9 protein-coding genes, 4 tRNA genes and 2 rRNA genes are annotated in these 15,059 nt (G+C 38.4%); 3 read left to right on the plus strand and 12 right to left on the minus strand.

What is annotated here, in order from left to right:
• Positions 1–55: 55 nt before the first annotated feature.
• From tolB to znuA, 5 genes are all read right to left on the minus strand, one after another.
• On the minus strand, positions 56–1,351 hold the full coding sequence (tolB, locus tag J3U57_RS05285; protein ID WP_416379616.1) for a Tol-Pal system beta propeller repeat protein TolB: 1,296 nt from the start codon (positions 1,349–1,351) through the stop codon (positions 56–58).
• A gap of 429 nt (positions 1,352–1,780) precedes the next feature.
• Positions 1,781–2,590: a bifunctional DNA-formamidopyrimidine glycosylase/DNA-(apurinic or apyrimidinic site) lyase gene (gene mutM, locus J3U57_RS05290; RefSeq protein WP_267334498.1), complete on the minus strand. Its 810-nt coding sequence runs from the start codon at positions 2,588–2,590 to the stop codon at positions 1,781–1,783.
• Positions 2,591–2,600: 10 nt separating this feature from the next.
• A complete protein-coding gene (mrcB, locus tag J3U57_RS05295; RefSeq protein ID WP_267334500.1) occupies positions 2,601–4,922 on the minus strand; it encodes a bifunctional glycosyl transferase/transpeptidase in 2,322 nt (773 codons plus the stop codon).
• A gap of 129 nt (positions 4,923–5,051) precedes the next feature.
• The gene (mepM, locus tag J3U57_RS05300; protein ID WP_267334502.1) at positions 5,052–6,413 is read right to left on the minus strand and encodes a murein DD-endopeptidase MepM; all 1,362 of its coding nucleotides are present in this window, start codon (positions 6,411–6,413) and stop codon (positions 5,052–5,054) included.
• A gap of 28 nt (positions 6,414–6,441) precedes the next feature.
• Positions 6,442–7,398: a zinc ABC transporter substrate-binding protein ZnuA gene (gene znuA / locus J3U57_RS05305; RefSeq protein ID WP_267344015.1), complete on the minus strand. Its 957-nt coding sequence runs from the start codon at positions 7,396–7,398 to the stop codon at positions 6,442–6,444.
• Between the two features lie 93 nt (positions 7,399–7,491).
• Between znuA and znuC the strand changes: the two genes are divergently transcribed.
• The 3 genes from znuC (at position 7,492) to J3U57_RS05320 (ending at position 10,716) form a co-directional block, all read left to right on the plus strand.
• Positions 7,492–8,256, plus strand: a complete 765-nt coding sequence (gene znuC, locus J3U57_RS05310) for a zinc ABC transporter ATP-binding protein ZnuC (protein WP_267344016.1) — start codon at positions 7,492–7,494, stop codon at positions 8,254–8,256.
• A gap of 11 nt (positions 8,257–8,267) precedes the next feature.
• Positions 8,268–9,077 carry a zinc ABC transporter permease subunit ZnuB gene (gene znuB / locus J3U57_RS05315; protein ID WP_267334508.1) on the plus strand — a complete coding sequence of 270 codons (810 nt, stop codon included), beginning with the start codon at positions 8,268–8,270 and terminating at the stop codon, positions 9,075–9,077.
• A gap of 115 nt (positions 9,078–9,192) precedes the next feature.
• Complete coding sequence (locus J3U57_RS05320) at positions 9,193–10,716, plus strand: YifB family Mg chelatase-like AAA ATPase (protein ID WP_267334510.1); 1,524 nt, start codon at positions 9,193–9,195, stop codon at positions 10,714–10,716.
• Positions 10,717–10,721: 5 nt separating this feature from the next.
• Here J3U57_RS05320 and J3U57_RS05325 read toward each other — a convergent pair whose 3' ends face one another.
• The 7 genes from J3U57_RS05325 to J3U57_RS05355 form a co-directional block, all read right to left on the minus strand.
• Positions 10,722–11,060, minus strand: a complete 339-nt coding sequence (locus J3U57_RS05325; RefSeq protein ID WP_267334512.1) for a DUF413 domain-containing protein — start codon at positions 11,058–11,060, stop codon at positions 10,722–10,724.
• Positions 11,061–11,191: 131 nt separating this feature from the next.
• Positions 11,192–11,267, minus strand: a tRNA-Trp gene (locus tag J3U57_RS05330).
• Between the two features lie 8 nt (positions 11,268–11,275).
• Positions 11,276–11,352, minus strand: a tRNA-Asp gene (locus tag J3U57_RS05335).
• Between the two features lie 37 nt (positions 11,353–11,389).
• A 5S ribosomal RNA gene (gene rrf, locus J3U57_RS05340) occupies positions 11,390–11,505 on the minus strand.
• Positions 11,506–11,657: 152 nt separating this feature from the next.
• Positions 11,658–14,556, minus strand: a 23S ribosomal RNA gene (locus tag J3U57_RS05345).
• 201 nt (positions 14,557–14,757) lie between these two features.
• A tRNA-Ala gene (locus J3U57_RS05350) sits at positions 14,758–14,833 on the minus strand.
• A gap of 52 nt (positions 14,834–14,885) precedes the next feature.
• Positions 14,886–14,962: transfer RNA gene (locus J3U57_RS05355), tRNA-Ile, on the minus strand.
• Positions 14,963–15,059 lie beyond the last annotated feature (97 nt).

Consider the following 15,059-nt stretch of genomic DNA (forward strand, 5'->3'; position numbering starts at 1 on the left):
CTAACATTTTGTACAATTTTAATATTCATAATATCGATTAAATTTTAATCTCTTCTTATAAATAAGGTGACCAAGCAGGGAATTTCACCTGTCCGTCAGTCGCTGGTAATTTAGCTTTGAAGTTACCATCAGTTGAAACTAAATTCAAAATTGTACCTAATCCTTGTGTTGAACTATAGATGATCATAGTACCATTTGGTGCAATACTTGGTGTTTCATCTAAGAATGTATCGGTTAAACGTTGATAAGTACTTGTTGACATATCATAACGAGTAATATGTTGTTCACCATTGTTAGTTGAAATCATTGCAATGAAAGAACCATCTGGTGCAACGCGCGCATTTTGATTTTGGGTATTATCCCATGTTAAGCGTTGTGATGTTCCACCATTAATATTGATACTATAAAGTTGAGGTCTACCTGCCTGATCTGATGTATAAACAATAGTTTGGCTATCTGGCATCCATGATGGTTCAGTATCATTACTGCGACCTGATGTAATTTGTGTGATTTTTTTAGAGCCCAAATTCATAACATACAAATTCAAACTCCCATCTTTAGATAAGGCGAATGCTAATTTACTACCATCAGGAGAAAATGCAGGCGCACCGTTATGTTTAGGGAAAGAAGCAACAGTTTCAGAAGCTCCACTATCTAGCGTTCTGATTACTAATGATGAATGACCACCCTCAAAAGTTACATACGCTAATTTTTTTCCATCTGGTGACCAAGCTGGTGACATTAATGGTTCCTTAGAACGATGTACTGTCATTTGATCAAAGCCATCATAATCAGATACTCGCAATTCGTGAGTAAACGGTCCTTTAGTTGTTTTTACAACATAAGCGATACGCGTTCTAAATGCACCTTTGATACCAGTTAGTGATTCGAAAATTTCATCACTAGCTGTATGTGCAGCATAACGTAACCAACGTTTTTCGATAGCGTATTGATTTTGAGCTAATACCGCACCCGGGCGAGTTACGGTATCGATTAATTGGTAACTGATAAGATATTTTCCAGAGGCATCAGGTTGAATAGTACCCACAACGACAGCAGAAACACCTAGTTTACTCCATAATGCAGGGTTAACTTCTGAAGGTGATGTTGGTCTTTGTGGCATGCTGCTCACATCAATAGGATTAAATTTACCACTATTACGTAAATCTGAAGCAACGATGTCTTCTATAAATTGTGGAGGCTCGCCCGAACCCGTCCATTTAAAAGGCACCACAGCTATTGGTTTAGCAGTACTAACACCATCGGTAATAATAATGCGAACTTCTGCATTCGCAATCATTGTATAAAATAACACAAAAAAAGTTATCAAAAAGCGAGAAGCAAATTTGATCATCTTAGATTCCTTAATAAAAACAAAATAAATTGCGTTAAAAATAAATGCAAACAAGAAATAACGCGCAAGAAAAATCCGTGATTTTTTAATATATTACAATCATTTAGTACTATATATTAAACTTTATAAAAGATTAAAACTTTTACAGTCAGAAAGATAGCCGATATCGCGTAACAAGTCCATACTCTTCAAAATAAAAAGATTTTCAAAATATTAACTTTTTACCTACTCGCTATTATCAATACATTTAAGATTAACAATTATGACTAAGTGATTAGTTGTATATACTAATCCGATTTTATTAAGGTTGAAAGAGGAATAATATACAATATTTAGACAAAATTATTTGATTATCCAGTACAAATATATCAGTTGTTACATACAAACAACAAAAACATAACATTATGATTTATTTTTATAAAATTATTATTTTTGGCATATCTCACAATAAAATGTATTACGTTGCCCTATTTTTTGTGATTTTATTTCGGTTTGGCAAAGATAACATTTTTCGCCATCTCGACCATACACTTGCAGTTTTTGAGCAAAATAGCCAGGTTTACCATCTGATTGAAGAAAATCTTTAAGGGTTGTACCACCTTGTTCAATCGATTTAGCCAAAACATGTTTAATAGCTATCACTAACTGTTCAAATTCGAATAAAGATAAAGTATTTACTTTACGATTAGGGTTTATTTTTGCCATAAACAGTGATTCTGATGCATAAATGTTACCAACCCCCACTACTATAGGGTTATCCATAATGAACGTTTTAATTGGCACATGACGATTTTGAGCTTTTGAGAATAAATATTTGGCAGTCAATTCATCACTTAATGGTTCAGGCCCTAGATGCTGTAACTGAGTAACGTGGTCAAGGTTTTTTGCCCAAAGCCAAGAACCAAAACGCCTTGGATCGGTATAACGTAATATCACACCATTTTCAAGAATTAAGTCTACGTGATCATGTTTAGCGGCTTGTTGAGGATTTAATAATACCCTTAAACTACCAGACATACCTAAATGAATAATAATCCAATTATTAGGTAACTGGAGCAACAAATACTTTGCCCGTCGTTTTACATCTAAAATTTCTTGGCCATGAGCGTTGAAAATAGCTTCACTGATAGGCCAACGCAATTTAGATTGCCGAACAATAATTTGCTTAATGGTTTGTCCTTTAAGATAAGGCAGAATCCCTCTTTTGGTTGTTTCAACTTCAGGTAATTCAGGCATATTTAGTTACTCAATTATTTAACATATCAGTGACCCAAGTGGGTGCTTGCTGTCCTTGCATGGATTGATTATTACCCGAACACAAACTCTGAGGGTTGATAGTCCAAGCAGGTAATGTTCTACTACCACTGCCGTCACATTGCCATTTGCCATTACTATCAATAGGTATCATAAAAATATTTTGTGGCATAGGTAATACCAATTTTTTCGGAGGATTATTTTGTAAATACTCACTATAAATCTTCAATGCACCCGTTGCGCCGGTTAATTTCATCGGGGAATGATCATCAAGTCCAATCCAAATGACAGCAACATTTTTACCATCAATACCAGTAAACCAGCTATCACGCGAATCATTACTTGTCCCTGTTTTTGCAGCTAACTTAAATCCACTATATTTTGTTTTTAGCGATCGCGCAGTACCGGATTCAACAACTTGTTGCATAGCATAAGTTGTAAGAAACGCTGATTGTTGAGAAACCGCTTGTAACTGTTGAGGGTAACTTTGATAGACCAATTCACCTTTATCAGTTAATACGTATCTTAAAATAGTAAGCGGAGAACGTTGTCCATTGTTAGCAATAGTTTGAAACATCTGCGCTGTTTCTAAGGGAGTTAACTCCAAAGCACCAAGTAATCGTGATGGTAGATTAGGAATACGATCTGACGGTATACCTAAGGCTTCTAATGTATTTTTACTTGCATCTAATCCCAAGGCCATCCCTAAATTAACAGTGGGCACATTAAGTGAGAGCGCTAATGCATCAACTAACATCACTCTATCACGGAATTTACGATCATAATTTTTAGGTTCCCAATACGTGCCATTATCAAGTTTAATTGATATTGGTGTGTCATTGAGCCAACTATTTAGTTGATAGCGATCAGGTTGACCTAGTGCTGTTAAATAAGTGGAAGGTTTAGCTAAAGAACCAATTGCTCGCCTTGTTAACCAAGCGCGATTATAACCTGGGTAACGAGGCTCTGCACTACCAATAATGGAACGAATTTCGCCGGTTTCTCGACTCACAACGACCATCGCTGTTTGTAAATCTTTATTCGTTGATTTACGCAAAGCATCTATTTCGTTAGTAACAGCTTGCTCCGCAGCAGCTTGAGCAACAGGATCAAAGGTGGTAAAAATCTTCATGCCTGATAGGTGATCAGCTTTATCACCTAATTGTTTTCGTAATTCGCTACGAACGACTTGCATAAATGCAGGTTGAGGAGAAATAACCCCGCCCTTAGGTAAAACTGAAAGTGGACGCTGACTTAATAAATTATAAAGCTCATCATCTATAATTCCTTGTTGTTCAGTCAGTTTTAAAACAACATTTCGACGTTCAATCACTTGCTGTGGCTGTGTCCATGGATTATACAGTGATGCGCCTTTTACCATACCCACTAAAACAGCTTGTTGATCTAAAGTTAATTCATTAACGGGGCGACCAAAATAGTAAAGACTTGCTAACGGAAAACCATGAATCTCTTCACTGCCAGCTTGCCCAAAATAGACCTCATTTAAATAGAGTTCTAATATGCGTTCTTTACTGTAGCGAGCATCTAAAATTAGTGCCATATACGCTTCTCGTATTTTTCGAGATAAACTGCGTTCATTAGTCAAAAAAAGATTTTTAACCGTCTGCTGGGTTAAAGTACTTCCGCCTTCAGTACGTCCTGTAGTGAGGTTAACAAAAATTGCTCGTCCAATCGAATACAAGCTAACACCGTGATGATCATAAAAACGTTTATCTTCTGTGGCGATTAATGTTTGCAGCAAAGAATCAGGAAATTCTTTTAATGGAACAAACAATCGCTGTTCTCCATTTGGAGAGTGCATCATGGTAATTAATTTTGGATCAATGCGTAGTAAGCCAAAATCACGCCCTGTATCTAAATTAATAATACGATCAACGCGGTTTTCATAAAACGTTATTTTGACACGAAATGCTTGTTCTTCACCATCTGGAAAAGTAAAAGGTCGACGGTAAATTTCAATAGAATCATTACTAACAATAAATTCACCTGGGCGGGTGGCTTTAGTATCTTGCTGACGATACTGCGCGCCCACTAACATACTAACGACATCACTTAAACTATATTCACTATCAGGTTCAAGATCAATGATCTGACCATAAACTGCCGCTGGTAATTCCCATACGTTACCATCAATTCTCTCTTTTATTTGTTGATCAAGATAGATACCGTAAAGAACGGTCACTGCAGCAAAAATAAGAAAAAGTTTAAACAATAACGACCAAAGTCTTCGCTTTAGTGTCATCTTATTTTTTTTAGCTTTTTTATTGGCTCGTTTTTGAGTTGATGTATTCAAACTGCACCTAAAATTTAGATTTTATGAAACTCGTCATATAATAACATATTTTTTAGCCGATATTATGGCATTGTTTGTGTAAAGAGTTTGAAGTAAGTATTCAGTTTAGTAGTTAAAAAATCACAAGCTTTAAAAAACAAGTTGGGATTTAATATCTTTAACTTTTTCTATGAATGCTTTTTTAGATTTACCAGTCAATCCTTCCGAAATTGGTAAACTTGCAGTTAACGGATTAACGGGTTTGTTATTAATATGTAATTCAAAATGTAAATGTGGACCTGTTGAACGACCAGTATTACCAGATAATGCTATTTTTTCACCTTGTTTTACTTGTTGACCTGGTTTGACTAAAATCTTGTCTAAATGCATATAAGTGGTCATATATTGCCGACCATGGCGGATAGCCACATAATTACCTGCTGAACCACTATATTTGGCAATCACGACCTCACCATTACCAACAGATAAAACAGGCGTACCGCGAGAGACAGCAAAATCAACACCATTATGAGGCGTAACAATACCTGTAACAGGATGTAAACGACGAGGATTAAAATTGGACGATACCCGCGCTTGCTTAGCTAAAGGATACCGAAAAAAGCTTTGTGATAAACTGCCACCAGTTATATCATAATACTTACCATCATCAGCTAATACGGCATAATAATCTTTACTACCATTTTTAATTCTAACGCCTAATAGTTGACTGTTAGATAAACGTTTACCATGCATTTCTCTCGATAATACTACCGAAAATTTATCACCGACTTGCAATCGTCTAAAATCTAACCGCCATTGTAACGCTCGGGTTATAATGCCTATTTCACTACTGGTTAAACCACTTTTACGCGCATCGGCGACAAAATTAGCTTTAATTTCACCTTTAATAACCACATTTTCTGGAACGGCTTCTGCCGTTTCAGAACTTTCAATAAATTTATCGCCTGATTTTTCATATATACGAATATTGTTACTAGAAATGGTCCAAGTAAAACTTTGTAGATTATGATCATCATCAGTTGTCCAACTAACTTGTTGACCTATTCTTAAATTTGCTAGTTGTTTGAATTTAGTGGTTAATTGATAAACATCATTTTTATTAACATTATAGCGTTGCAAAATATCATGCAAAGTATCGCCGCGCGCAATAGTATATTGCACGGTGTTGTCTTTATCATCAATAATGTCATCTAATTCATCTTTAACAATCTCATCTTCGGGAACATCTGATGATTCAGTAACCTCTTCATTTTTAGATTTTCCACCGACCACTTCTATTCGACCATCACCTACAACAACAGGAGAATTTACGTCATCGGTGACAGTCGTTTCTGCTTGAGGAGTTAAAGGAACATATTCCGTACGATCCAAATTAAGTGGTCGCCATAATATGGTAAATAAAATAACAATAAGAAGGACGCCTAATACTGAAAAATAGGGAGTTTTAAATTTATTTTTTTCAATACTAGGGGATTCAATCTTTCGTGCCAAAATTAACCTTAACTATTTATTATCTAAACTAATTCTTATCTAAACAATCCAACAGTTGCTGTGTTAATCTCAATAAAAATTGTGAATAGGCATTTTTTGATAAAGCGATATCTGTACCTAAGGGATTCAATTCCCCAATTCGAACATCAGTTCCATTCACTAATTTTTGAATAACTGCAGGGCTAAACTGTGGCTCTCTAAATACACATACTGCTTGATGTTCTTTCAACTCTTGTTTAATCGCATAAACCGTTTGAACACCGGGCTGTACTGCTGGATTTATGGTAAAACTTCCTAGGTTTTTTAATCCGAACTGTGACTCAAAATACCCGTAAGCATCATGAAACACAAAATATCCGCTATTTTGTACGTTAATCAGTTTTTTTGCAATGTTTTGTTCCGTTTCTGCTAGTTTAATAGTGAATTCGTTTAGATTTTCATCAATTAAATCTCTTTTATCAGGATATAAGTCGATAAGCTTATCGTGCACAGTCTTTGCAATGATTTTCGCTATCTGTGGAGAAAGCCATATATGCTCATCATATGAACCATGATGGTCATGGTCATGTTCATCATCTAAATCTAATTTTCCATGTTCATGATTTTGAGTACCCGTTCTAAGTAGTTTTTTGATGTCTGGTATCGCCATTAATTCTATCTGTTTGTCTTTATCTATTCCTTTTAAAACGGTCGGCATAAAAGCTTCTAAATCCTCACCGACCCAAACTATTAATTGTGCTTGTTTGATTTTAACTAAATCAGAAGGTTTTAAAGAATAAGTATGGGGAGAAGCGCCATCGGGTAATAAAATATCTGTCTCGGTAACACCATAAGTTATAGCTTGAGTTATAAAACCAATAGGTTTGACTGAAGTTAAGACATTGGCATTGGCACGAATAGCAATACTTTGTGTGATAAATACCAAACTTAGTAGTATCAAAATCCGCCATAACTGTTTAAAATTTAGTGATATATATTTTTTCACATTATTACCTTATATTCATAAAATATGATATTATAGATGCATTAATTGTTATAATATAACATAACATGTCAGTGAGCAAGGATTTACACTAATATGACACAGCTAATTTCACTTGATAGGGTTTCGGTTGAACTTAACCAACAAAAGATATTAGATAATGTTTCATTTACTATCAGTACGAATCAAATCGTCACCTTACTAGGACCAAATGGCGCAGGTAAATCAACATTAGTCAAAGTTATCCTTGGACTAACCCCTTATTCTTCAGGAAGAATCAATCGTTCCGACAATTTAACAATTGGGTATGTTCCTCAATCCATTAAATTAAATCCAACTTTACCCATTACTGTAAAACGGTTTATGCGGCTAAATAAACGACTTAATAATGAGGATATCCTAAAAGTCTTAACAATGGTTAAAACAGAATATTTAATCGATAAATCAATGCACCAGCTATCAGGTGGCGAATTACAACGCGTTTTACTTGCGCAAGCCTTAGCTAAACGTCCACAATTATTAATTCTGGATGAACCTACGCAAGGCGTAGATGTTAACGGACAAGTGCTATTATATGATCTCATTATTAATGCCAAAAATGAGTTTAATTGTGGTGTATTAATGGTTTCCCATGATTTGCATATTGTTATGGCAAAGACAGATGAAGTGATTTGTTTAAATCACCATGTTTGTTGTTCAGGAACGCCTGCTATTGTTTCTAACGATCCTGAATTTATTTCTCTTTTTGGTCAACATGGCGCATCACAAATTGCCGTTTACAAGCATCATCACAACCATCAACATGATCTTTGTAAGCAAGATGATGATCATCATAATAATTGCGTTACATGCTCTAATTAGGACATAAAACTATGATTGAGTTATTATTACCTTCATTGTTAGCTGGTTTGTGTCTGACAACAGTAACTGGACCATTGGGTACTTTTGTTGTTTGGCGCAGAATGTCATATTTTGGTGATACTTTATCCCATGCAGCTTTACTTGGTATCGCTTTTGGCTTTTTACTGCATATTAATTTATTCTATTCTGTTATTTTCATTACGCTTATTCTAGCTTTAGGTTTACTTTGGTTAGAAGCACAAAAACAATTACCAATAGATACATTGCTAGGAATATTAGCCCACAGCGCACTTTCTCTAGGCTTAGTCGTAATTAGTTTAATGGATAATATCCGTATCGATTTAATGGGATACTTATTTGGCGATCTTTTATCAGTGACGTTTATTGACGTCTATCAAATTATAATTTGTGTTGCATTAATAGGCATTTTATTATTATGGCGTTGGAATGATTTTCTCTTTATCACCGTTAGTGAAGAATTGGCATTTAGTCATGGTATTAACATTCAATTTACAAAACTGCTTTTAACGTTATTACTAGCTTTAACAATCGGTATTGCAATGAAGTTTGTTGGGGCGCTAATTATTACATCTTTACTGATAATTCCTGCTGCAACAGCAAAATACTATTCTAAAACACCGGAATCAATGGCACTAATTGCCATTATCATTGGAATGTTATCGATCATTTGTGGGTTATTATTCTCATTAATTTATGACACACCAACAGGACCATCAGTTGTATTAAGTAATACTTGTTTATTTTTTATATCATTGCTTATTTCAAAATTATTTTTAGGTGAAAAAACGAGTAAAATTTGAAAAAATTAAACATTTTTTGTGACTAAAAACGAATTAATTAAATTGGTTAATTTAAATATTACGCATAGTAATTAAGGTAATAACACAAATTAATTATTTAATTAAAGTCAATACTATGTCACTTGCAATTATTTATACTCGAGCATCAATAGGCATACAAGCACCTCAAATTAATGTCGAAATTCATATTAGTAATGGATTACCTGGATTTGTCTTAGTTGGTCTTCCTGAAGCAACGGTTAAAGAAGCAAAAGATCGCGTTAGAAGTGCAATTATTAATAGTGGTTTTACTTTTCCTTCCAAAAAGATCACAGTTAACCTGTCCCCAGCGGATCTTCCAAAAGAAGGCAGTCGCTTTGATTTACCTATTGCTATCGCAATTCTTGCAGCTACCGCACAAATTCCAACCGATAAATTGCTACATTATGAGTTTTTAGGTGAACTTGCTTTAACTGGCGATATTCGAGCAGTAAAAGGCGCAATTCCAGCAGCCATTTCATCACAAAAGAAAAAACGCACACTAATTATATCCGCAGAGAATCAATCTGAAATCTCGTTGATACATCAAAGCAACACCTTAATTACAAATAATTTGATAGAAGTCTGCCAACATTTATCAAATCAAACTAGTTTATCTTCAGTAGAATATCGGGAATATGAGAGTAATTATAACACCGATAGGAATTTAGAGGATATTATTGGACAAGAGCATGCTAAAAGAGCACTAGAAATAGCAGCAGCTGGTGGGCACAATCTCTTGTTTATAGGACCGCCAGGAACAGGTAAAACAATGCTAGCAACAAGGCTTACATCACTATTACCGCCACTCTCAGATGAAGAAGCCTTAGAAAGTGCAGCCATAACCAGTTTAGTTAGTGCAAATGGAACAATTAAAAACTGGCGTCAAAGGCCTTTCAGAGCGCCTCATCATAGTGCTTCAACAGCGGCTTTAGTTGGTGGTGGTTCAATTCCTAAACCAGGTGAAGTGTCTTTAGCACATAACGGCGTGCTATTTCTAGATGAATTACCTGAATTTAATCGAAAAGTTCTAGATGCGTTAAGAGAACCAATTGAATCAGGAGAAATTATTATTTCTAGAGCTAATGCTAAAATCAAATTTCCAGCAAGGTTTCAACTTATTGCTGCGATGAATCCAAGTCCTACCGGTCATTATCAGGGAACACATAATCGTACAACACCACAACAAATTATTCGTTATCTGAATCGACTTTCAGGACCTTTTTTAGATAGATTTGATATTTCTATAGAAGTACCGCTTTTACCTAAAGGAACCTTAAGTAAGAAAGTAACAACAACGGAAACAACCGAAATTGTCAAAAAAAGAGTGTTAGAAACCAGAAACAGGCAATTAAAAAGAAGTCATAAATTAAATAATCAACTAAACCCTAACGAAATTCAATGCTATTGCCAGTTATCGGAAGAAGATAATGAGTTTTTAGAACAAGCTTTAATAAAATTAGGACTATCAGCAAGAGCGTGGCATAGAATTTTGAAAGTATCACGTACAATTGCTGATTTAGATTTGTCTGATACCATAAAACGAAAACACATTTCAGAAGCACTGAGTTATCGTTCTATGGACAGGTTATTAATTCAATTACATAAAAACATTGGCTAATGATATTAATCATCAGTATCAACAAAATCATCAGTGACATCTACTTGTGGTTTGCCACCTGATAATGTGTGAAAACGTTTTGGCTTATTAATACGGGATAGATATTTTAACCAAGCTTTTTCAAATTCAGTGGAAGGTTCTTTTTTTCCTTTACAGACAGCAACAAATGATTTTTCTTCAGCTGTAACAGGCTTTCTAATTTCTGTATCTAGATCTTTAAAAGCACAGCCATGCTTTTCTAAAATTTGAGCCTCTTTAATTGTAAAATCTCCGTGGCGAGAAAATCCTCTAGGATAATTTTTATTATCAAAAAAACGTTGTTGACTTATAAAACTTTCAGCCATCTTATATCCTCTAAGTTGTAAAAGTAGTTGGGCGGGAATTATAATTAACTAAGTTAATCTGTAAACAAAATTTTTTTATTTATACTTGTAAAAACGACTGAACGGCTAAAATTAAGGCAAAACAATTATTTTGGCAGGGGCGGAGAGTCTCGAACTCCCAACACCCGGTTTTGGAGACCGGTGCTCTACCAATTGAACTACGCCCCTAAATAAGGTGGCGGAACGGACGGGGCTCGAACCCGCGACCCCCTGCGTGACAGGCAGGTATTCTAACCAACTGAACTACCGCTCCACCGTATTTGGTGTGTCTATAAAGCTAAAATTTAAAAGTCTGGCGGCACCCTACTCTCACATGGGTAATACCCACACTACCATCGGCACTACGGCGTTTCACTTCTGAGTTCGGCATGGGGTCAGGTGGGACCACCGCGCTATTACCGCCAGACATATTCTGTCTTCTCTTTCTCTCAATTGACGAACATTATCACATATCTTCACCAATCGCTCAATCCGGAACAAACTGTTTTATCAATCTTTAACCATCTTTCGATGACTTCTTACTCTCAACTTCGCGTATCCAAAACAACTCCGAGTTGTAAGGTTAAGACTCTCGGTTCATTAGTATCAGTTAGCTCAATGTATCACTACACTTACACACCTGACCTATCTACGTCTTAGTCTCAAACGGACCTTACTGAATCTCTTCAGGGAAAACTCATCTCGAGGCTAGTTTCGTGCTTAGATGCTTTCAGCACTTATCTATTCCGCACGTAGCTACCGGGCAATGCAATTGGCATCACAACCCGAACACCAGCGGTGCGTTCACTTCGGTCCTCTCGTACTAGAAGCAAACCCTCTCAATTTTCCTACGCCCATGGCAGATAGGGACCGAACTGTCTCACGACGTTCTAAACCCAGCTCGCGTACCACTTTAAACGGCGAACAGCCGTACCCTTGGGACCTACTTCAGCCCCAGGATGTGATGAGCCGACATCGAGGTGCCAAACACCGCCGTCGATATGAACTCTTGGGCGGTATCAGCCTGTTATCCCCGGAGTACCTTTTATCCGTTGAGCGATGGCCCTTCCATTCAGAACCACCGGATCACTATGACCTACTTTCGTACCTGCTCGAGCCGTCACTCTCGCAGTCAAGCTAGCTTTTGCCATTGCACTAACCTCCTGATGTCCGACCAGGATTAGCTAACCTTCGTGCTCCTCCGTTACTCTTTGGGAGGAGACCGCCCCAGTCAAACTACCCACCAGACAGTGTCCCTTACCTCGATTCAGAAGTATAGGTTAGAACATCAAACATTAAAGGGTGGTATTTCAAGGTCGACTCCATGCATACTGGCGTACACACTTCTTAGTCTCCCACCTATCCTACACATTAAGGCTCAATGTTCACTGTCAAGCTATAGTAAAGGTTCACGGGGTCTTTCCGTCTTGCCACGGGTACACCGCATCTTCACGGCAATTTCAATTTCACTGAGTCTCGGGTGGAGACAGCCTGGCCATCATTACGCCATTCGTGCAGGTCGGAACTTACCCGACAAGGAATTTCGCTACCTTAGGACCGTTATAGTTACGGCCGCCGTTTACTGGGGCTTCGATCAAGAGCTTCTGCTTACGCATAACCCCATCAATTAACCTTCCAGCACCGGGCAGGCGTCACACCGTATACGTCCACTTTCGTGTTTGCACAGTGCTGTGTTTTTATTAAACAGTTGCAGCCAGCTGGTATCTTCGACTGATTTCACCTCCATCCGCATGGGACTTCAATTAACATCAGCGTGCCTTCTCCCGAAGTTACGGCACCATTTTGCCTAGTTCCTTCACCCGAGTTCTCTCAAGCGCCTGAGTATTCTCTACCTGACCACCTGTGTCGGTTTCGGGTACGATTAACTATAACCTGAAGCTTAGAGGATTTTCCTGGAAGCAGGGCATCAATTACTTCACTACCTTAGTAGCTCGTCATCACGCCTCAGAGTTTCAGTGACCGGATTTGCCTAATCACACCCCTACACGCTTAACCCACCATCCAATAGGTGGTAAACCTAGCCTTCTTCGTCCCCCCATCGCAATTATAGCCAGTACGGGAATATTAACCCGTTTCCCATCAGATACGCCCTTCGGCCTCTCCTTAGGGGTCGACTCACCCTGCCCCGATTAACGTTGGACAGGAACCCTTGGTCTTCCGGCGAGCGGGCTTTTCACCCGCTTTATCGTTACTTATGTCAGCATTCGCACTTCTGATACCTCCAGCATGCCTCACAACACACCTTCGACGGCTTACAGAACGCTCCCCTACCCAATACACTTACGTGCACTGCCGCAGCTTCGGTGCATAGTTTTAGCCCCGTTACATCTTCCGCGCAGGCCGACTCGACTAGTGAGCTATTACGCTTTCTTTAAATGATGGCTGCTTCTAAGCCAACATCCTAGCTGTCTAAGCCTTCCCACTTCGTTTCCCACTTAACTATGACTTTGGGACCTTAGCTGGCGGTCTGGGTTGTTTCCCTCTTCACGACGAACGTTAGCACCCGCCGTGTGTCTCCCATGATTAAACTTGTCAGTATTCGGAGTTTGCATCGGGTTGGTAAGCCGGGATGGCCCCCTAGCCGAAACAGTGCTCTACCCCCAACAGTTACTCATGAGGCGCTACCTAAATAGCTTTCGGGGAGAACCAGCTATCTCCCGGTTTGATTGGCCTTTCACCCCCAGCCACAGGTCATCCGCTAATTTTTCAACATTAGTCGGTTCGGTCCTCCAGTTAGTGTTAACCAACCTTCAACCTGCCCATGGCTAGATCACCGGGTTTCGGGTCTATACCCTGCAACTTAACGCACAGTTAATACTCGGTTTCCCTTCGGCTCCCCTATTCGGTTAACCTTGCTACAGAATATAAGTCGCTGACCCATTATACAAAAGGTACGCAGTCACACATACCCAACGGTACATGCTCCCACTGATTGTACGTACACGGTTTCAGGGTCTATTTCACTCCCCTCCCGGGGTTCTTTTCGCCTTTCCCTCACGGTACTGGTTCACTATCGGTCAATCAGGAGTATTTAGCCTTGGAGGATGGTCCCCCCATCTTCAGACAGGATATCACGTGTCCCGCCCTACTCTATAAGCTTCCACATAATCCACTTTCATGTACGGGACTTTCACCCTCTATCGTGCGACTTTCCAGACGCTTCCACTAATACATTATGCTACCCGCTTGGGCTACTCCCATTTCGCTCGCCGCTACTTTGGGAATCTCGGTTGATTTCTTTTCCTCGGGGTACTTAGATGTTTCAGTTCTCCCGGTTCGCCTCACCTAACTATGTATTCATTAGGTGATAGTGCAGTCGCCTGCACTGGGTTTCCCCATTCGGACATCAACGGCTATAGCGCCTTTTATCGGCTCACCGTCGCTTTTCGCAGATTAACACGTCCTTCATCGCCTCTGATTGCCTAGGCATCCACCGTGTACGCTTAATTTCTTAACCTTACAACTCACAGTTGTCTTGGTTTTAATTACGCTTTTTTCTCTTTTCTACTTCATTACATTCATATTTTCATATCAATGCCTTCCGTAAAAACGAGAACTCGTTTCTTTCAGCTTGTTCCTAATTGTTAAAGAGCGTTATCTTTCTATTTACTCTTTCAAGTAAATACAAACATAATTTTATTCAAAAGAGACATCTTAATGGTGGAGCTAAGCGGGATCGAACCGCTGGCCTCCTGCGTGCAAGGCAGGCGCTCTCCCAGCTGAGCTATAGCCCCATTATCTTCACTTCTTCAACATATCAAGCATCTTCGCTCACTACCGTTGAATTGGTGGGTCTGAGTGGACTTGAACCACCGACCTCACCCTTATCAGGGGTGCGCTCTAACCACCTGAGCTACAGACCCAATAAAGTGACTCTTTCTAAACAAACAATCTGTGTGAACACTTACGAGCGCTTCGTAAGGAGGTGATCCAACCGCAGGTTCCCCTACGGTTACCTTG

It is taken from the genome of Gilliamella sp. B3464 (assembly GCF_026536145.1).
Taxonomy (GTDB): Bacteria; Pseudomonadota; Gammaproteobacteria; order Enterobacterales; family Orbaceae; genus Gilliamella.